The organism is Sphingomonas yabuuchiae, from assembly GCF_001477495.1.
Taxonomy (GTDB): Bacteria; Pseudomonadota; Alphaproteobacteria; order Sphingomonadales; family Sphingomonadaceae; genus Sphingomonas; species Sphingomonas yabuuchiae_A.
Map to the genome: position 1 here is coordinate 17,611 of NZ_LDTF01000004.1, position 17,845 is coordinate 35,455.

19 protein-coding genes are annotated in these 17,845 nt (G+C 67.8%); 2 read left to right on the forward strand and 17 right to left on the reverse strand.

The features are described from left to right. Window positions 1–12 precede the first annotated feature (12 nt). The 16 genes from NS355_RS00440 to NS355_RS00515 form a co-directional block, all read right to left on the reverse strand. On the reverse strand, window positions 13–1,140 hold the full coding sequence (locus NS355_RS00440) for an EscU/YscU/HrcU family type III secretion system export apparatus switch protein (protein WP_058743854.1): 1,128 nt from the start codon (window positions 1,138–1,140) through the stop codon (window positions 13–15). Continuing rightward, a complete protein-coding gene (gene fliR / locus NS355_RS00445; protein ID WP_058743855.1) occupies window positions 1,140–1,913 on the reverse strand; it encodes a flagellar biosynthetic protein FliR in 774 nt (257 codons plus the stop codon). The genes NS355_RS00440 and fliR overlap by 1 nt, the downstream gene beginning before the upstream one ends. A 2-nt stretch (window positions 1,914–1,915) precedes the next feature. After that, entirely contained in the window at window positions 1,916–2,185 is a 270-nt protein-coding gene (gene fliQ, locus NS355_RS00450; protein WP_042487406.1) for a flagellar biosynthesis protein FliQ, read from the reverse strand. Window positions 2,186–2,386: 201 nt separating this feature from the next. Beyond that, window positions 2,387–3,268: a flagellar type III secretion system pore protein FliP gene (fliP, locus tag NS355_RS00455; RefSeq protein WP_058743856.1), complete on the reverse strand. Its 882-nt coding sequence runs from the start codon at window positions 3,266–3,268 to the stop codon at window positions 2,387–2,389. Next, window positions 3,265–3,621, reverse strand: a complete 357-nt coding sequence (locus NS355_RS00460) for a FliO/MopB family protein (RefSeq protein WP_058743857.1) — start codon at window positions 3,619–3,621, stop codon at window positions 3,265–3,267. The genes fliP and NS355_RS00460 overlap by 4 nt, the downstream gene beginning before the upstream one ends. A 7-nt stretch (window positions 3,622–3,628) precedes the next feature. Then, on the reverse strand, window positions 3,629–3,919 hold the full coding sequence (gene fliN, locus NS355_RS00465; RefSeq protein ID WP_042487397.1) for a flagellar motor switch protein FliN: 291 nt from the start codon (window positions 3,917–3,919) through the stop codon (window positions 3,629–3,631). Then, on the reverse strand, window positions 3,916–4,893 hold the full coding sequence (locus NS355_RS00470) for a flagellar motor switch protein FliM (RefSeq protein ID WP_058743858.1): 978 nt from the start codon (window positions 4,891–4,893) through the stop codon (window positions 3,916–3,918). The genes fliN and NS355_RS00470 overlap by 4 nt, the downstream gene beginning before the upstream one ends. Window positions 4,894–4,896: 3 nt before the next feature. Continuing rightward, complete coding sequence (locus tag NS355_RS00475; RefSeq protein WP_058743859.1) at window positions 4,897–5,601, reverse strand: flagellar basal body-associated FliL family protein; 705 nt, start codon at window positions 5,599–5,601, stop codon at window positions 4,897–4,899. 10 nt (window positions 5,602–5,611) lie between these two features. Then, entirely contained in the window at window positions 5,612–7,144 is a 1,533-nt protein-coding gene (locus tag NS355_RS00480) for a flagellar hook-length control protein FliK (RefSeq protein ID WP_058743860.1), read from the reverse strand. A gap of 10 nt (window positions 7,145–7,154) precedes the next feature. Beyond that, a complete protein-coding gene (locus NS355_RS00485; RefSeq protein WP_244489501.1) occupies window positions 7,155–7,592 on the reverse strand; it encodes a hypothetical protein in 438 nt (145 codons plus the stop codon). Window positions 7,593–7,617: 25 nt separating this feature from the next. Beyond that, the gene (locus NS355_RS00490; RefSeq protein ID WP_058743862.1) at window positions 7,618–8,955 is read right to left on the reverse strand and encodes a FliI/YscN family ATPase; all 1,338 of its coding nucleotides are present in this window, start codon (window positions 8,953–8,955) and stop codon (window positions 7,618–7,620) included. After that, window positions 8,949–9,746: a FliH/SctL family protein gene (locus NS355_RS00495; RefSeq protein ID WP_058743863.1), complete on the reverse strand. Its 798-nt coding sequence runs from the start codon at window positions 9,744–9,746 to the stop codon at window positions 8,949–8,951. The genes NS355_RS00490 and NS355_RS00495 overlap by 7 nt, the downstream gene beginning before the upstream one ends. After that, window positions 9,739–10,752 carry a flagellar motor switch protein FliG gene (gene fliG, locus NS355_RS00500; RefSeq protein WP_058743864.1) on the reverse strand — a complete coding sequence of 338 codons (1,014 nt, stop codon included), beginning with the start codon at window positions 10,750–10,752 and terminating at the stop codon, window positions 9,739–9,741. The genes NS355_RS00495 and fliG overlap by 8 nt, the downstream gene beginning before the upstream one ends. Next, window positions 10,752–12,566 (reverse strand): flagellar basal-body MS-ring/collar protein FliF, encoded by a 1,815-nt coding sequence (gene fliF / locus NS355_RS00505; RefSeq protein WP_058743865.1) that lies wholly within the window; start codon window positions 12,564–12,566, stop codon window positions 10,752–10,754. Before fliF ends, fliG begins: the two co-directional genes overlap by 1 nt. Before the next feature lies 1 nt (window position 12,567). Then, a complete protein-coding gene (gene fliE, locus NS355_RS00510) occupies window positions 12,568–12,942 on the reverse strand; it encodes a flagellar hook-basal body complex protein FliE (protein WP_058743866.1) in 375 nt (124 codons plus the stop codon). Continuing rightward, window positions 12,939–14,222: a sigma-54 interaction domain-containing protein gene (locus NS355_RS00515; protein WP_058743867.1), complete on the reverse strand. Its 1,284-nt coding sequence runs from the start codon at window positions 14,220–14,222 to the stop codon at window positions 12,939–12,941. Before NS355_RS00515 ends, fliE begins: the two co-directional genes overlap by 4 nt. A gap of 286 nt (window positions 14,223–14,508) precedes the next feature. On the opposite strand from NS355_RS00515, the gene NS355_RS00520 reads away from it, so the two are divergent. Next, the gene (locus tag NS355_RS00520; RefSeq protein WP_058743868.1) at window positions 14,509–15,384 is read left to right on the forward strand and encodes a flagellin; all 876 of its coding nucleotides are present in this window, start codon (window positions 14,509–14,511) and stop codon (window positions 15,382–15,384) included. A 213-nt stretch (window positions 15,385–15,597) separates the two neighbouring features. Continuing rightward, window positions 15,598–16,443 (forward strand): flagellin, encoded by an 846-nt coding sequence (locus NS355_RS00525; protein WP_058743869.1) that lies wholly within the window; start codon window positions 15,598–15,600, stop codon window positions 16,441–16,443. 134 nt (window positions 16,444–16,577) lie between these two features. On the opposite strand, the gene NS355_RS00530 is transcribed toward NS355_RS00525, so the two are convergent. Further along, complete coding sequence (locus tag NS355_RS00530; protein WP_058743870.1) at window positions 16,578–17,804, reverse strand: FtsX-like permease family protein; 1,227 nt, start codon at window positions 17,802–17,804, stop codon at window positions 16,578–16,580. Window positions 17,805–17,845: the final 41 nt, after the last annotated feature.

Below are 17,845 nucleotides of genomic sequence, written 5' to 3' on the forward strand. Positions count from 1 at the left end.
GCGCGATGCGCATCATGGCTGCTCGACGCCGTTCTCGTCGAAGCGGGCGCCCACCGGCACCTCGACCGGCGGCTGTGACGTACCGCCCGCCCCCGCATTGAGGCCGAAGACGAAGGCGAGCACGACGGCGATCGCCTGGTACAGGTCGGCGCGCACCTCCTGGCCCTCGCGGCTGGTGTAATAGACGGCGCGGGCGAGCTGCGGATATTCCAGCACTGGCGTATCCAGTTCGGCCGCCAGTTCGCGAATGGCCAGCGCGGTCGCGCCGCGTCCCTTGGCGACCACCACCGGCACTTCGTCCTGCCCCCGGTCGTAACGCAGGGCGACGGCGAAATGGGTCGGGTTGGTCAGGATGACATGCGCCTCCATGACCGCCGCGCGCACGGCCCGGCGCGACATCTCGCGCTGCTTGCCACGGATATGCGCCTTGGCCTCCGGATTGCCTTCGCTTTCCTTATGCTCGTCCTTGACCTCCTGCTTGGTCATCTTGAGCTTGGAGAAGAGCTGGATGATCTGGATCGGCACGTCGAACCCGGCGATCAGGATCAGGCCGAAGCCCATGACCAGCAGGATGGTGATGAAGGTGCCGCCCAGCGATCCGATTGCGCCGTTCAGGTCCGACTGCGCCAGCCCCAGGGTCGTGCGCGACGATTTCCACAGCATATAGGTGCCCAGCGCGCCGAGCAGCACGACCTTGAGCAGCGACTTGCCCAGTTCGATCCAGCCGTGCGTGCCGAAGATGCGCTTCAGGCCCGAGGCGGGGTTCAGCTTGGACGGCTTGGGCGCCATCGCCTTGGGATTGAACTGGAGCGAGCCGAGGCCCGCCTGCGACGCGATGGTCGCGACGATCGTGACCGCGAACAGCGAGGCGAGCGACGGCCACAGCTTGCCCCCCGCCTCCAGCAAGGGGCGGAACGGTTCGAAATCCTCGACATCGGCATGGGTGAACTGAAAGCTGGTCGCCATCACCGCCTTGCACGCGCCCAGCAAGGTGGGCCCCGCGAACATCAGCCAGGCGATACCCGCCATCATTACCAGGGCCGCCGCCAGGTCGCGGCTGCGCAGGATCTGCCCATCCTCGCGCGCTTTGTTGCGGCGCTTTTGGGTTGGGGCTTCTGTCTTTTCGCCGCCCTCCGACATCAGCCGATCACCAACGTCTCGGTGGCGGCCAGCGCCTCACGGATGATGACGAGCATATAGTCGCCCATCGCCGGGAAGGCGACGGCGATGGTGATGACGCCGATGGTCAGCGCGGCGGGCATGCCCACCGAGAAGAGATTGAGCGAGGGCGCGGCGCGGCTCATCATGCCCATGACGAGGTTCAGGCAGAGCAGCAGGAAACCGACCGGCAGCGCCAGCAGCAGCCCGGCCAGAAAGGCATAGCCGCCGAAAAGCGCGATCGCCTTGAACTGTGCCGGGGCCATCCAGGCCTGTCCGGGCGGCATCGCCTCGTAGCTTTTCACGATCGTCTCGACGAGGACGAGGTGCCCGTCGACCGACAGGAACAACAGGGTCAGCATGACGGTGAAGAACTGGCCCAGCGCCTGGCTCGACCGGCCGTTGAGCGGATCGACCGTCGTGGCGAAGTTGAGCCCCATCGACCCGCCGATCAGCTCGCTGGCAACCAGGGGGGCGGTAAAGGCGATCTGAAGGATCAGGCCCAGCGCCAGGCCGACGATCGCCTCGGCCGCGACTGACATGATCGTGGGAACCGAAAAGATGACGGGCGGCGGCACGACCGGATGGACCGCGTTCACCAGAAAGGCGATCGCCCCCGCCAGGCTGACCCGCACGGGCAGGGGGATCGACACCGCGCCGAACACGGGCGCGGTGATGAAGGCGGCCCCGATGCGGATCATCAGGAACAGGATCGCCCAAGCCTGCGGCTCGATCGAGAGGCCGAAGCCGAGCATAGTTACTTCACGAGATCGGGAATACGCTCGAACATGCTGACCATGAAGTCGCTGAGCAGTCCGACGATCAGGCTGCCGAAGATCAGGATCGAGACGGCGACGACAATCAGCTTCGGCACGAACGACAGCGTCTGTTCGTTGATCGAGGTCGCGGCCTGGATCATGCCGATCACCAGGCCCGAGACGAGCACGGGCACCAGGATCGGCGCGGCGGCGAGCGCCAGCACCCACATGCTCTGGTTGGCCAGCGTCAGGAAATATTGGGCGTCCATGATGCGGTCTCTGGTCCCGTGTGGGTGAGGGTGTCCTGTGGCTTTCGACTTCGGCGCAAAGCGCCAAAGTTTACCCGGAGCGGCTGGCTTGCCAGCCAGCCCAAGGGCTCATGCTGAACGGATTATGGTCGAGATTGGTTAACGAAGACCTTCTCCCGACAGCCGTTCAGGCTGAGCGAAGTCGAAGCCCATGCCCCGCCGCTACGTCGCGAAACTGTTCGCCAGACTGCCCATGGTCAGCGCCCAGCCATCGACCAGTACGAAGAGCAGCAGCTTGAAGGGCAGGGATATGATCGAGGGCGACAGCATCATCATGCCCAGCGCCATCAGCACGGTGGCGACGACCAGGTCGATGACGATGAAGGGCAGGAAGATCAGGAACCCGATCTGGAACGCGGTCTTCAGTTCCGAGGTGACGAAGGCGGGCAGCAGCACGGCATAGGGGATGTCGTTGGGGCTGGCATAGGGGCCGGACTTCGCCATTTCGGCGAACATCGTCACGTCCTTTACGCGCGTCTGCTTGGCCATGAAGGCGTGGAGCGGCGCGCCCGCGGCCTTGATCATCTCGGTGCCGGGCAGGCGGCCCTGCGCATAGGGTTCGATCGCGTTTGTGTTCATCTGGCTGATCGTCGGGGCCATGATGAACAGCGACAGGAAGACCGACAGGCCGATCAGCACCTGATTCGGCGGCGTCTGTTGCAGGCCCAGCGCCTGGCGCAGGATGGCGAGCACGATGACGATCCGGGTAAAGCTGGTCATCATCAGGATGATGCCCGGCAGGATCGTCAGCAGGCCCATGATGATGAGGACCTGGAGCGACAGGCTCAGCGAGCCCGAGCCGCCATTGGCGCCGCCGCCCAGCTGGCCCAGCGCGCGGTCGACCGCATCGCCGACGCCCGGTGCGGGGGCTGCCGCCGGAGCCGCGGCCGGAGCGGCCTGCGCAAAGGCGGGCATCGCGATGACCAGCGCCAGAAGCAGGGCGAGCAGGATCCATAGCGGCTTCAGGCTGCGCTTCGGGAGGTCACGGCCATGGCTGCGGATCAGCGCCGGGCCGGTGCCCCGGCGGGTCACGGAAATGCTCATTGGTCGAACGTCTTGGGCGCGAAGCGCGAGACGAAATCGGGGCGGCGCGGGGGCGTCGGCGTCAGGGGCGCAGAGTTGGCGGCCGCAGGCGTGGTCCCATTGCCCTCGACCTTGTCGACCAGCTGGACGCCGCCGCGCCCGACCGAGACGAGCAGGTTGCGCCCCTCGAACTCGATGACCGCCAGGCGCAGGCCGGGCGAGATCATCATCGTCTCGCGGACATGGATCAGCCGCGTGGCGGGGCGACCCGGCATCCGGCTTTCTAGGCGGCGCCAGAGATAGAGGCAACCGATCATCAGGCCGCAGATCAGCGGCAGCAGGATGACCAGCTTCAGGATATAGGACCAGAGCATGGGGGGATCAGCCGCGCTTGTCGGGGTTGACCAGCTCGGTCAGGCGCACGCCGAACCGGTCGCCGACCGTCACCACCTCGCCGCGCCCGATCAGCGTGCCGTTGACCAGCACGTCGAGCAGCTCGTTGGCCTGGCGGTCCAGCTCGATCACGCTCGATTCGGACAGCGCCAGCAGCTCGCGCAGCGACAGCTGGGTCGAGCCGATCTCCACGGTCAGCTTGACGTCGACATCCTGAAGCAGCCGGAAATTGGCCGCGACCGACGTATCGACGGGGAAGCCCCCGGCCATATCGTTCATTCTTCGAATCCTTCGTGAGCGCGGGCCAGTCCTTCGATGGACCGGTTAAGCGAGGTAAGCTGGACGGCGGCGCGGCCATTGGCGGTGCCGACCGTGCCCATGCCGAGCAGGTCGCCGCCGACCATCACCGGCACTTCCGGGCCGAAACTGATCGGGATCACGTCGCCGATCTTCAGCTCCATCAGGCGGCTGAGCGACACGACGGGTTCGGCAAGGACCGAGCGGACCGGGAAGCGCACCGTCATCACCGCGCGGGTCAGGTCGCCGCGCCAGGTGGGATCGACCTCGGCCTGCTTGTCGACGACCTTGCCGGTCAAAGCGGAGCCGTGCGGCTTCAACGCGCTGACGGGGTAGAGGATGTCGATCATGGTCGGGCGGCGATTGCGGCCGTCGATGCCGAAGCGGGTGACGATCATCGCGTCGTCGCCCTCGATGCCCGACAGCATGGCGGGCGAGGCTTCGGGGCGACCGGCACGAAAGTCGATCCGGGCGAGCGATTCCCAGGCGCCGCGCAAGGGCGCGGCCATCATGTCGCCCAGCTGGCTCACCATCGCCTCGGCGGCGGGCGAGAATTCGGGCGGCAGGACATCGGGCACCGCGCCGGTGCCGCCGAACAGCAGGTCGATCATCGCCAGGCTAAAGGCGCCGTCGATGACGATCAGCGCCTGGGCGTCGGCGGTGATACCGCTGGGCGAGGTCATCGCCATGGGCAGCCATGCGCTCAGGCCGTCGCCACGCTCGGCCCGGTAATCGGCGAAGCGCTGGACGACCAGCGGCTCCGCCCAGCAGCGCAGTTCCTCGCGCAGAAGGGATTCGAACAGCCCCCGCAGCGACCGCGCGAGGCGCGCGGACAGATGCTGCATCGTATGCAGGTCGCCGAACGGATTGAGCTTGGTCGTGCCCAGCACGCCGTGATCGGCGATCTGTTCACGACCGCGTTCGCGGCGTTCAACCTGAGGGGCGGCGTTAACCATGCCTCACTGAACAACAAAATTGGTAAAGTAGACGTTAGCGACGCCTCCGAATCCCTCCTTCTGCCGCAGAATCTCGTTGATCGAGTCGACCAGCTTGCGTTGCAGCTGGCGCTTGCCCTCGCTGGAAAACACCATTTCCTCATTGGCGTCGCCCAGGGTCATCAGGATGGCCGAGCGGACCGCCAGGTCATTGGTCTTCAGGTTGTTGATGACCGTGTCGTCATAGGGGGTCGAGATGGCCAGCCCCACCTGGATGATATGCACCGAGTCGCGCATGTTCGAGGTGAAGTCCTTGGGCAGCTCGTAATAGTTGGACGCATAGCGTTCGCCGCCATCGCCCACCGGGGTCGGCATGCCCTTGTTTTCATGGGCCTCGCCGCCGCCTTCGCCATGGCCGCCCTCGCCGCCGCCTTCACCGCCGCCATGACCGCCTTCGCCGCCCTCGCCGCCTTCACCCGCGGCCCCGGCGCGCTTCTGCTCCGACTTGGGCACCAGCTTGGGGCCGGGATGCTTGGCCTCGGCCTCGGCCTCGCCATTGTCTTCCTTGGCATGGCCGCCACCGCCGATCAGGCCGGAATTGGCGGCATAGAGCCCGGCGCCCACGCCCCCGCCCAGCAGGACGAGCACGCCGACCACCATCACGATGATCTTGCCCAGCTTGCCCTTCTTCTTGGGTGCCTTTTCGTCGGTTTCCTTCGCGTCACTCATGGTTCAGTCCTCAGGCGATTCGGGTGGAGGCGGCGGCCGGGTCCCCGGCGTCGCTGGAAGCGGTGGTGCCCGCAAAGGCGGGGCGGGTCGGCATCACGGGATCGGGGCGACGCGGCGGCGCCTGTCGTTCGCCGCCCATTCCCGACTGGCCGAGATCGACCGCCGTCTGGCCCAGGCGCATCCCCTTTTCCTCGGCGAGTCGCGCCAGGGTCGGCTGGGCGTCGGTGAGCAGGGATGCGGTCTGCGCCTGGTCGGCGGTGAAGTGGATATGCGTCGCGCCGTCCTCATGGCGCAGGTTCACCGCGATGCCGCCCAGCGCGTCGGGCGACAGCTGGATACGGGTATCGGCGGTGGCGGCGTCCTCGCGCATCCGGTCGATGCGGTCGATCATGCCCTGTGGCCAATGATGCTGCGTCATGTCGAGCGGAGCCTGCTCGGCCCCCGTCGTCGCGACGACCGGCGCGGCGGTCAGCGAGTCGGCACGGGTCAGCGTTGCAGGGTCGACCGACAGCGCGGTTTCGTCCTTGCGGCGATCGGTGCGCGGGTCGAAGCTCTGCTCGCCGCGCATCGCGGTTCCGAAAAGCTGGATGGCAGGGGCGCTCTGGCCCGCCTGGATGATCGGGGCAGGGGCCTGAATCGGCAAGGGGGCCACGACGGGCGCGGACCCGTTCGTCACCGCAAAGCGGAGGGGGGTGTCCTGCCGGGTGGATGGGGGGCGTATGCCATCGTTCGCCGCAGCAATGGGCGCTGCGTCGATCGGAATCGCGGTCGGCAAGGCATCGCCACGAATCGCCAGCGGGATGCCGGGCGCGGTGGCACGGACGACGGGCTCGTTCGTGGGCGGGGTCACGTCCGGGGCTGGCGAGGTCTGGAGGGCTGCCACCGTGTCACGCGCAACCGCGGGCGCGGTCGTAGCCGCCTGTTGCGCCACCATGACGGGTGACGCGGGCGCTGGCGTCGCCGCCGCGCCGGTCGGCACGGCCGTCGCCAGCGTCGGAGCGGTTCGGTTCGGGACCGGCAGCTCGGGCACACCGTCATCCGTCATGGCCGCCGTCATGGCGGGCGGTATGGGCATCGTACCCTTGAGCGGATCGAAGGCGATCGGCGAGTCCGCCACCACCGGCCTCGTGGTCGGAGCGGGCGCGGTCGTCGGCGTGGACCCGGCGTCCGGCAGGGTCGGCATCGCCGCCAGAAGCGTGGTGATCGGTGCGGGCGAAGCGCCCGACGCGGCGACCGGCGACGCGACGGGTTCGGCCGGCGTTAGTGGGACGGTCGGGATCGCGAACGGCATCACCGGCAAGACGGCGGCGTCGCTCGGCACGTCCTTGCCGTCCTTTTCGGTCGTGCTGCCGTCCTTGGCCGTGTCGCCGTCTGACTTGGGCACGCCCTCGCCGCTGCCCGTATCCGCCGCGTCGCCCATGCCGGGCATCAGCGCGAAGAGCATCGCGAAGGCGGAGGCCATCGGATCGCCCGCGCCACCGCCCGCCTGCAGACGGGCGGACGCGGTGCCAGAGGGCGTGAGCGAGGTGATGGAGGACATCATGACAAGTCTGTCAGCAAGGATCGTGCCGATTGCGACGTGCGCCGCCACTGGAGGGCATATCCTCCAGCGCACGCATCTCGGCCCGGATCGCGGCGAGGCGCGCGCGGTCCATCAGCTTCTCGACGGCGGTCTGGTCGCGCTTGGCCGCCTTGGTCTGTTCGCCCGCCTGGGCGGCGCGATGCTCGGCCACCTGAATCCGCGCCGTCGCGGCATCGGCCGATTCGAGCAGGCGGTTACGGAAATGCGCATTCGCCATCAGCGAGGCGGCGGACGCGGTCACCGCCGGGGTCGGCGTCACCGCATCGATCAGCTGGCCGATGCGCTGCGACAGCTGATGCTCGGACGCCACACGCTCCTGCGCGCGCGCCTCGTCGGCCATGGTCAGATTGAGTTGCAGCGTGCGGACCCGGTGAAGCCGGGACAGCATCGTCTGTTGCCGGGATGCCATGTCTGTTTCCCCCCTTGGAAACGGCTCAGCCTAGCGGCTGGCCGAAAATGCCCACCAGCTCCTCGACCGCATGATCGAGCGGCACGACCTCGTCGGCGTCCTGCCGGATATACTCCATCACCGCCGGGTGGCAGGCGATGGCGGCGTCGATCGCCGGGTCCGCGCCCGCGCGGTACGCGCCCATCAGGACGAGATCGCGATTCTCCTCGTAGGTCGCCAGATGACGGCGCAGCGTCCGCGCCGCCTGCGCATGCGGGCGGCCGACGATGTCGGTCATCACGCGGCTGACCGACGGGCCGATATCGATGGCGGGATAGACGCCCCGCTCGGCCAGATGGCGGTTGAGCACGATATGCCCGTCCAGGATCGACCGCGCCGAGTCGACCACCGGGTCGTTGCCGTCGTCGCCATCGGCCAGCACGGTGTAGATGGCGGTGATCGATCCGGTGCCATGCGCATCGGCCCCGGCCCGCTCGATCAGGTTGGGCAGCATCGCGATGGCGGACGGCGGATAGCCACGCGCCGAGGCCGGCTCGCCCAGCGCCAGTCCGATCTCGCGCCCCGCATGGGCGACGCGGGTCAGCGAATCCATGATGAGCAGCACTTTCTTGCCCTCGGCACGGAACGCCTCGGCAATGGCGGTGGCGCGCAGCGCGCCCCGGATACGCAGCACGGGCGAATGGTTGGCGGGGACCGCCACCACGACCGAGCGGGCGCGGGCGGCGCCAGCGACCTTGGTTTCCAGGAAATCGGCGACTTCGCGGCTGCGCTCGCCGATCAGGCCGATGACGATGACGTCGGCGCGGGCCGCACGGACCATCATGCCCAGCAGCACCGACTTGCCGACGCCGGACCCCGCCATGATGCCGACACGCTGGCCCTGGCCGATGGTCAGCAGGCCGTTGATCGCGCGCACGCCCACGTCCATCGGCTCCAGCACGCGGCCCCGGTCGAGCGGCGACTGCATCTTGCCCGCCAGCGGCCAGCGGCCCGCGCCGCGAATGGGGCCCAGACCGTCGATCGGCTTGCCCGACCCGTCGACCACGCGGCCCAGCATCGCCGCACCGACTTCCGCTTCGCCCGGAGGGCCGAGCGGGCGCACCGGCGCGCGCGGGAGCAGGGGGGCGGGGCCGCCCAGATTCATCATCAGCGTGCGGCCGTTGCGGAAACCGATCACCTCGGCCTCGACGCAATGCCCGTCCTTCTCTCCGATGGCGCAGACGGTGCCGACCGGCAGCGACAGTCCGACCGCTTCCATCAGCAGGCCGTCATAGGAGGCCAGCCGACCCGCCACCACGGGGCGCGGGGCGAAATCCGCCTGGGACAGCGTTTCCAGATAATCGGTCGTGAAACGGTTCAGCATTGGGGAACGGGCACCTTGTCGATCGCGGCGGCGAGCTGGTCGAGCCACAGCGAGGGACCGTCCTCGACGATGGTCGAGGCGCTTTCGAGGACGAAGCCGCCGCGCTCCACATTCGGATCGCCGACGGGGAAGACGGTCTGCGGGAGCCGCTCGGCCAGCAGCGCCACGTCATCGGGATGGACGCGCAGCATCGCGGCTTCCTTGGCATCGGACAGCAGGTCCATCGCCGCCTCGATCCGTCCGGTCAGCCGGTCGGCATCGACGCCGATCTCACCGACCAGCTTGCCGACCAGCATCAGCACGGTCTGGCGCAGCTGTTCGGCCATCGCCTGGCGATCGATGCGCGCGTTTAGCGCCTGAGCAATCGAATCGACCATCTGGCCGTCGCGCGCCTCGGCCTCGGCCTGCGCCTGGAACTGGCGCTGGGCGGCGGCGAGCCCTTCGGCATAACCCTCGGCATGGCCCGACGCATGGGCGGCGGCGAGTGGATCGATGGCCGGTTCGGCGACATCCTCGCAGGCAGCAAAGGGGTCCCAGCCCTGGGTCGGATCGTGATCGCGGCTGGCGGGGTGGAAATGGCGGGGCTGGCCGGGCGCGACATTGTCGGCCGCCGTCGCGCCCAGCCCGCCGGTCGGCGCCTGCGGCCGGAACGAGATCGGGCCCGAGCCCAGGTCGATATTGACGCCCGGCATGCCCGAGGGCGCGAAGCCGCCGGGCGGCGCGAACGCCTGTTGCAGCGCGGCGGCCGCCGCATTCTGGCGTGCGGAGAAACCGGCGACGAAATCAGACATAGTCGTCCTCGCCTCCGCCCATCATGATCGTGCCTTCCTTGGCCAGGTTGCGGGCGGTGGTGATCATCGACTTCTGCGCTTCGAGCACTTCGGACAGCTTCATCGGCCCGCGCGATTCGATCTCGTCGCGGATACCGGCCGCCGCACGCGCCGACATGCAGCCCAGGAAACGCTCGCGCGCCGCCTCGTCCGCGCCCTTGAGCGCGCGGGTGAGGACTTCGCCGTCGACGTTGCGGATGAGCGTGCCGAGATTCTTGTCGTCCATGTCGAGCAGGTTGTCGAAGATGAACAGCGCTTCCTCGATCTGCTTGGCGACGTCGCGGTCGATCTTGAACAGCTTGGGCATGACCCGCTGCTCGGTCGCCTTGCGCGCGCTCGACAGGATCTTGGCCGCTTCGCGCGAACCGCCCATTGCGAGGCCCTGGCCGCCGCTGCCGCCTTCGCTCCAGCGCTTGAGCACGCCGTTCAGCGTGTCGATCGCCTGCGGCGTCACCGGGCCCAGCCGGGCGACGCGGTGCAGGATGTCGGGCTGCATCGCCTCGGGCAGCAGTTCCAGCACCTTGCCCGCGACGGCGGGGTCGCAATTGGCGATCAGCACCGCGCCGATCTGCGGATGTTCCTTCTCGACGATCTTGGCGATGTCGACCGGATCGAGCCAGCCGAGCATCTCGATCTCGCACTGCGCCTCGGCGGGCACGATGCGCGACAACACGCTGCCGGCGCGTTCGGGGCCGAGCGCGCGGTTCATCAGATTCTCGACGATCGGCTTGGGCTGGAAGGCGATCGAAGCACGGGCGCGGGCACAGCCGACGAAATCGTCGAGTACGAAGCCGACATCCTGCTCGCTGACATCGGCGATCGAGTACATCGCCTTGCCCAGTTCGCGCACTTCATCGGGTTCCAGCTTCTGCAGGATGGCGGCAGCTTCCTCCTCGCCGACCAGCATCATCAGGACGGCGGCGCGTTCGACCCCCGAATAGACGCGCCCCTCTTCGGTGGAAGCCATTATTGCTGCGCCTCCGAACGGATCATGTCACGGACGGCGAGCGCGGCGCGCGCCGGGTTGTCGCGGGTGAAGCCACGCACCTTGGTGATCCGCTCGTTGAAGTTGTTGGTGTCCTCGATCTCGTCGAGCGTCACGGCGGGCGGCTGCGCGGTGATCATGCCGGGCATGGGCTGGCCGTCCGCGCCGACCCACATGGGCTGGCCATCGGCACCGATCTGCACGGGTTGGCCATTGGGGCCGATCACCGGCTGACCATCGGCGCCGAGCAGGACATTGCCGGCTCCCTCGGTCGCGCCATCGGCCGCCCCCATCGGCAAGGCCTTGCCCTGGGCCTCGTCCTTCTTCTTCGACATGGCCTTCACCAGCGGACGCACGCCGAGCAGCAGGACCAGGAGCGCGATCAGCAGTGCGGTCGCATTGCGGGCCACGATGGGCAGCCAGCTATTGTCGTACCAGGCGCGCTTGTCGTCGACAGTGGCGTCGGCGAACTTGCGGCTGATCACCGTCACATTGTCGTTGCGCTGCTGGTCGAAGCCGACTGCCGACTTCACCAGGTCGGAAATCTGGTTGATCTCCATCTGGCTGCGCTTGCCGGTGGCGGGGTCGCGCAGCAGGACGGCAACGGTCAGCCGCTTGATCGAACCCGGCGCAGCGCGGGTCACAGACACTTCCTTGTTCAGGTCATAGGCGCGCTGGAAGGCGTCCGACTGCTTTTCCGGGTTCACGCCCGGGCCACCGGCGACCGGCTTGCCATCGGCGGGCGGGTTGCCGCTCGCGCCGTTCGCGGGCTGCGGCTGTTGCAGCGTGCTGGCGGGCGGCGGTGTGTTGGACAGCGCGCCGGGAATGCCGCCCGGGGTCGTCGGGTCCTTCTGATTGCCGGTCCAGTTGCCGGTTTCGGCACGCAGCGCGCCGTCCTTGTCATAGCGTTCGCGGGTCGCGCTGGTCTCGTCCAGATTGACCTCGGTCTGTACCTCGGCGGTGAAGTTGCCTGCACCGACCAGCGGGGTCAGCAGCTGGATCAGTTGGGTGCGGTACTTCTCCTCCAGGCGGCGCTGGAAATCGATGCGGCGATCGTCACCGGTCGCGCCGTCCGCGCCCTTCTTGGACAACAGGCCACCCATCTGGTCGACCACGGTCACGTCCTCGGGCTTCATGCCCGGCACCGACGAGGCGACGAGATTGACGATCGATTGGACCTGCGATTCGGACAGCGAGCGCCCGGCATTGAGCTTCAGCACGACCGAGGCCGATGGCGAGGACTTGTCGCGAATGAAGGGCGAGGCATCGGGCGTGGCGAGGTGCACGCGCGCCTCGGCCACCGCGTCGATCTCCTCGATCGACCGCGCCAACTCGCTCTCGCGCGCCTGGCGAAGGCGTTCGCCCTCGACCGCGCGGCTGACACCCATCGGCAACTGGTCGAGGATCGCATAGCCGCCGGGCGCCTGTTTCGGCAGACCCTGGCCCGCCAGCAGCATCCGCGCCTTGGAGTAATCCTCCTCGTTCACGGTCAGCGCGCCGGTGCCGTCGTTGATCTTGCTCTTGATGTTCGCGGCCGACAGCGCGGTCGTGACTGCCTGCTTGTCCGCGTCCGACAGATTGTCGAACAGCGTCTTCTGCGGCGCGCTGGACAGCGCCATCCAGGCGAGCGCGGCGGCGGCGATCAGTCCGATCAGCGCCGCCATCGGCGCGGACCGGCGCACGGCGGGCTGCGCCATCACCGACTTGATCTGGCGAAGCGGGTTGGCGAACTTTTCCGGCAAGGGCGGCAGCGCGGTTGCGGGATTGGCGGATGCGGGGGTGAGGGCAGTGCTCATCTTACACCGGCATGCTCATGATGTCCTTATAGGCGGACAGGAGTTTGTTGCGGACTTGCAGGGTCGCCTCGAACCCGACCGATGCCTGCTGGCGGGCCATCATCACCTTGGCGATGTCGACCGTTTCGCCGCGTTCGTAGGATTCGGACAGGCGGGCGGCCTGCTGCTGGCCTTCGTTCACGCCCTTCAGCGCGGACTCCAGCGTATCGGCGAAGCTGGTCGGCGCGGCGACCGGCTGAGTCTGGGCGGCCTGTGCCGCCTGGTTGGCACCGGCCTGGCTTGCCGCCTTGAGTGCCTGATTGCGTTCCAGGATCTGGGCGCGAAGCGCCATCACCCGGTCGACGCTCATCGCACCGCCGACACCACCGACGCTCATGCCATCACGGCCCGGCTAGAGGGGCGGATGATCTCCTCACCCTGTTCGCGCGCCTTGGCGAGACGGTAGCGCAGGGTGCGCTCCGAAATGCCCAAACGCTTGGCCGTCTCGACCCGGTTGCCGCCGCACGCGGCCAGCATCTCGCGGATCGCGGCGAATTCGCTCATCTGCACGACCTTGCCGAGCGTCGCTTCCGCGGTCGTCACGGTCAGCGGCTCGTCGTCCAGGTCGTTGGCGATCATCGGGCGGTCGAACACGATATGCTCGGGCTCGATCGTCGCGCCACCGGCGAACAGCAGCGCGCGCTGGATGACGTTTTCCAGCTCGCGGACATTGCCGGGCCAGTTGTGCATGGCGAGCTTCTCGATCGCCGCCGCGCTGGGCCACGGAATGGCGGTGCGGCCCGCCGCGTGACGCAGGATCATCGTCGCGGCGAGCGCGGGAATGTCCAGGCGACGCTCGGCCAGCGCCTTGGTGGTCAGCGGGAACACCGACAGGCGGTAGTACAGGTCGGCGCGGAACCGGCCGGCCGCCACTTCGGCCTGAAGGTCGCGGTTGGCGCAGGCGATGACGCGGACATCGACCGACTGCGGCATCGACGCGCCGAGCGGGATCACCTCGCGCTCCTGGAGCACGCGGAGCAGCTTGGCCTGGAGCTGGAGCGGCATCTCGGCAATCTCGTCGAGGAGCAGCGTGCCGCCGTCCGCCGCACGGAAGAAGCCTTCGCCCGCCTGCGCCGCGCCGGTGAACGCGCCCTTCTGGTGACCGAAGAGCAGCGCCTCCAGCATCGATTCGGGCAGGGCGGCACAGTTGATCGCAACGAACGGCTTGTTGGCGCGGGCCGACTGCGCATGGATGGCGCGGGCCACGACTTCCTTGCCGGTGCCGGTCGGGCCGTTGATGAGGACGGTGATGTCCGCCTGCGCGACCCGCTCGGCCAGGGTGAACAGCGCCAGGCTCTCCGGATCGGCGGCGGTCGGCATGGCCGAGCCCGCCAGCAGCGCACGGACGAAGCTGTTGCCGACGCCCGACTCGGCGGCGGAATAGGTCACGCTCGCCGGTTGGCCGCCCATCGCCGGGATGATGGCGGGGACCGGACCATCGGACACGACGATGGTGCGCGCCGGATGCTCGACCACGTCGCCGTCGGTGACGAGGAACAGGTCCCCGGCCTGGGCGACGGCGCCCTGCTCGGCAATGGCCATGCCCTGGGCCCGCAGGCCCGAGATCAGGGCATATTTCTGCTTAACGAGCGCAGCGGAGGGGTGAATCGACGACATCTGGCGTGGAGTCCTTTCGTGACTCCGCAATGGTCCCTGTTTGGTAAAACCGTGGTTAATTCGGCAACGCGAACGGCAAGTTTTTTCCGGGCGCGACGCGCGCCCGTATGTGTGCGGGCGACGCCCGGCCGCGCGCGCGACCGTTCCGGCAAAACCGGCAAGCCCACCGGCAAAAATTTGCATGGAACCGGCTAAAGCCTGCCGGGAAGCGGCCGTTACTCCACTCGGCGGCACGGTGGTCCAGAGGGGACACAGACGGATCGCCGAGCAGATTTGGAGACATCACATGACCGTTATTGCCAGCAATATCAGTGCTATGCGTGCAACTGCCGCGTCGACCTCGGCTTCGCTCGCGCTGAGCACCTCGATGCAGCGCCTGTCGACCGGCAATCGCATCAACTCGGCAAAGGACGACGCCGCCGGTCTGGCGATCAGCGACTCGATGACCTCGCAGATCAAGGGCATGGCGCAGGGCATCCGCAACGCGAATGACGGCATCTCGCTGGCGCAGACGGCGGAAGGCGCGCTGAACGAAGTCGGCAACATGCTCCAGCGTATGCGCGAGTTGAAGGTTCAGTCGTCCAACGGTACCTATTCGACCGCCGACAAGGCGAACATCACCAACGAGCAGACCACGCTGGCCGCGCAGATCAGCGCCGTCGTTAAGAACACCCAATTCAACAACAAGGCGTTGTTCAGTGCTGCCTCGACCGTGTCGATCCAGACGGGTGCGACGACCAATGACACCGTCAGCATCGGTTTGCGCGACCTGACGGCAACCTATGTCGCTGCCACCACCGGCGCGACGCCGACGCCCGCAACTGGTTCGCAGCTTGGCGCGATCGTCGACTTTGCTGCCACTTCGGATAGCGCTGCCCTGAAGTCCGCCGGTGATACGCTGGCCAACTACGACGCCGCGATCGCCGACGTGTCTTCGATCCGTGCGGGTCTGGGTGCCACGCAGAACCGTCTCCAGTCGGCCGTCAACAGTGCGACGTCGAACATGACCAACCTGGCCGAAGCGAAGAGCCGCATCTCGGACACCGACTTCTCGGAAGAGACCACTGCGCTCGCCAAGGCGCAGATCCTGAGCCAGGCGTCGACCGCGATGCTGAGCCAGGCCAACCAGTCGCAGCAGGGCGTGCTGAAGCTCCTCGGCTAATCGCCCTGGGCGAATGCCGACCGCGGTTATCCCCTCGGTCGCGGAAGGTGGACCCCCCGATGCCTTATAATAAGGTGTCGGGGGGCTCCGCCCGAAAAAACGCGCCCAATCGACTCTTTTCTCTAAAGCCCTGCCTCAAGCGGTCGTTACCCGTCTTGGCAGCTCGACCTTCGCCTTGGGGGCGGCGGAGAGCTCCGGCTTTGGAGAACGACCATGACGGTTATCGCCAGTAATATTTCGGCGTTACGCGCCTCGAGCGCCAACGGCGCCGCCACCGAAGCGCTGAACGTTTCGATGCAGCGCCTGTCCACCGGCAAGCGCATCAATTCCGCGAAGGACGACGCCGCCGGCCTCGCCATCGCCGCCTCGATGACGTCGCAGGTGCGCGGCATGAATCAGGCGATCCGCAACTCGAATGACGGCATCTCGATGGCGCAGACCGCCGAAGGTGCGCTGGACGAGGTGAGCAACATGCTCCAGCGGATGCGCGAACTGGCCGTGCAGAAGGCCAACGGCATCTATTCCACCAACGACAAGGCGAACATCACCTCCGAGCAGAACGCGCTGGCGTCGCAGGTGTCGAACATCCTGTTCAACACCCAGTTCAACGGCCAGAAGCTGCTCGACGGTTCGGCGGGTACTGCCGGGGCGGTGAAGATTCAGGCGGGCGCGAACACCAGCGACGCCATCACCATGACCTTCAGCAATCTGACCACCGACACCGATATCAACAGCGCCATCGCCGTGGTCGATCCGGCCACCGGCCCCAGCACCATCGCCACCACCGCGACGCTGGAGAGCTTCGACAAGGCCATCGGCAAGGTCGCCAATATCCGTGCAGGCCTGGGCGCCACGCAGAACCGGCTCCAGTCGGCGGTCAATAACCTGACCTCGAACGTCACCAACCTGACGGACGCGCGCAGCCGCATCGAGGATACCGATTTCTCGGCCGAAACCACCGCGCTCGCCAAGGCCCAGATCCTCAGCCAGGCCTCGACCGCGATGCTGAGCCAGGCCAACCAGTCGCAGCAGGGCGTGCTCAAGCTGCTCGGACAGTAATTCCCGGATCCTGAGCGCCCCGGCACCGCGCCCCCACTCGGGTGGCGGGGCCGACCGGCCGAGAGATCCTCGCGGACCGGTTTGCAGGACAAACCCCGGCGGCAGCGATGCCGCCGGGGTTTACTCGTATTGGCTCAATCCGCGCGCAGCACCAGGGCGGGCGAGGTCCGCCCCGCGCGCCAGGCGGGATAGAGGCTGGCCAGCACCGCGCCCGCCAGCACGCTCGACGCGATCACCGCCAGCTCGCGCGCCGAAATCCCGATCGGCAGCGACAGGAATACGTCCCATTCCGCCTGCCGCGCGGGCGACAGGTGGCGCACGGCCGCGACGATCGCAGCCCGCTGGGTCAACAGGGCGGCGGCCAGCGACAGGCCGATGCCCGCCCCGATCAAGGCGATGATGCTACCCACGGTGGCGAAGATCCGCATGATGCTGCGCGCGGTCACGCCCATGGTGCGCAGGATCGCGATCTCGCGCCGCTTGGCCCGTGCGAGCAGGGTCATCGACGACAGGATGTTGAACAGCGCGACCAGGGTGACCAGCCCGACCGCGATCGTCATGCCGATCTTCTCGGTAACGAGGGCGGCGAGCAGCGCGCGATTCGCCTGTTGCCAGCTGGTGATCGGATAGGCCGGACCCAGCCGCCGTCGAATCGCCGCCATCACGGCCGCTTCCTGGGCGGCGTCGGTCAGCACCACCGCGACGCGACGGGTGATGGCCGAATCGTCCCGGAGGATCGGCAGCGAATCGAGCGGGGCATAGACCGTCACCCGATCGCCACCCTTGTCGTCATCGGCATAGAAGGCCGCGATCCGCGCCGGGGTCAGGTCGAGCGACAGGGTGCGGTCGGGGCCGAGGACGACCCGCCCGATCGCGATCCGATCACCGGGGAACAGGCCCAGTTGCAGCGTCGCATTCTGGCCGATCGCCACGGCACTCGCGGGATCGGGACTATGCGCCAGCGCCGAACGCATCGTCGGCACGAGTCTATAGAGTGTGCGTGTGTCGCGGCCCTGCAATGTGATTGGCGTGATCCGGCCGTCGATCGACAGACCGGCGGTGACTTCGCGGATCAGCTCGGTGCGGACGACACCCGGGATGCGGGCGATGGTCGCGGCGACCTGCGCCTCGGTCAGCCGGGCACTGGCGGGCACGGTAACGCTGAGATGCCCGTCGACCGGCGCGACGCTGTCGGCCAGCCTGGTCTGCGCGCCGTTCATGACCGCGATGACCAGCACCAGCGCGGCGACGCCGATCATGACGCCGGTGCAGCCGATGCCTGCGACCAGCAGGACCAGCCGCCCACCCGCGCCCGGCCACAGATAGCGGGCGATCAGATGGCGTTCATGGCGTGCGAGCATCGGCGTCCCCGGTCATCGGGGACGCGCTTAGAGGAAAATGG

Coding starts and splice junctions, on each gene's coding strand:
- NS355_RS00475 (WP_058743859.1), bottom strand. CDS start 5,601: ATGAGTGACGCGAAGGAAACCGACGAAAAGGCACCCAAGAAGAAGGGC.
- NS355_RS00495 (WP_058743863.1), bottom strand. CDS start 9,746: ATGTCTGATTTCGTCGCCGGTTTCTCCGCACGCCAGAATGCGGCGGCC.
- fliN (WP_042487397.1), bottom strand. CDS start 3,919: ATGAACGATATGGCCGGGGGCTTCCCCGTCGATACGTCGGTCGCGGCC.
- fliR (WP_058743855.1), bottom strand. CDS start 1,913: ATGCTCGGCTTCGGCCTCTCGATCGAGCCGCAGGCTTGGGCGATCCTG.
- fliE (WP_058743866.1), bottom strand. CDS start 12,942: ATGAGCGTCGGTGGTGTCGGCGGTGCGATGAGCGTCGACCGGGTGATG.
- NS355_RS00460 (WP_058743857.1), bottom strand. CDS start 3,621: ATGCTCTGGTCCTATATCCTGAAGCTGGTCATCCTGCTGCCGCTGATC.
- NS355_RS00470 (WP_058743858.1), bottom strand. CDS start 4,893: ATGGTTAACGCCGCCCCTCAGGTTGAACGCCGCGAACGCGGTCGTGAA.
- NS355_RS00440 (WP_058743854.1), bottom strand. CDS start 1,140: ATGTCGGAGGGCGGCGAAAAGACAGAAGCCCCAACCCAAAAGCGCCGC.
- NS355_RS00480 (WP_058743860.1), bottom strand. CDS start 7,144: ATGATGTCCTCCATCACCTCGCTCACGCCCTCTGGCACCGCGTCCGCC.
- fliQ (WP_042487406.1), bottom strand. CDS start 2,185: ATGGACGCCCAATATTTCCTGACGCTGGCCAACCAGAGCATGTGGGTG.
- NS355_RS00490 (WP_058743862.1), bottom strand. CDS start 8,955: ATGCTGAACCGTTTCACGACCGATTATCTGGAAACGCTGTCCCAGGCG.
- fliF (WP_058743865.1), bottom strand. CDS start 12,566: ATGAGCACTGCCCTCACCCCCGCATCCGCCAATCCCGCAACCGCGCTG.
- fliP (WP_058743856.1), bottom strand. CDS start 3,268: ATGAGCATTTCCGTGACCCGCCGGGGCACCGGCCCGGCGCTGATCCGC.
- NS355_RS00525 (WP_058743869.1), top strand. CDS start 15,598: ATGACGGTTATCGCCAGTAATATTTCGGCGTTACGCGCCTCGAGCGCC.
- NS355_RS00530 (WP_058743870.1), bottom strand. CDS start 17,804: ATGCTCGCACGCCATGAACGCCATCTGATCGCCCGCTATCTGTGGCCG.
- NS355_RS00485 (WP_244489501.1), bottom strand. CDS start 7,592: ATGGCATCCCGGCAACAGACGATGCTGTCCCGGCTTCACCGGGTCCGC.
- NS355_RS00520 (WP_058743868.1), top strand. CDS start 14,509: ATGACCGTTATTGCCAGCAATATCAGTGCTATGCGTGCAACTGCCGCG.
- NS355_RS00515 (WP_058743867.1), bottom strand. CDS start 14,222: ATGTCGTCGATTCACCCCTCCGCTGCGCTCGTTAAGCAGAAATATGCC.
- fliG (WP_058743864.1), bottom strand. CDS start 10,752: ATGGCTTCCACCGAAGAGGGGCGCGTCTATTCGGGGGTCGAACGCGCC.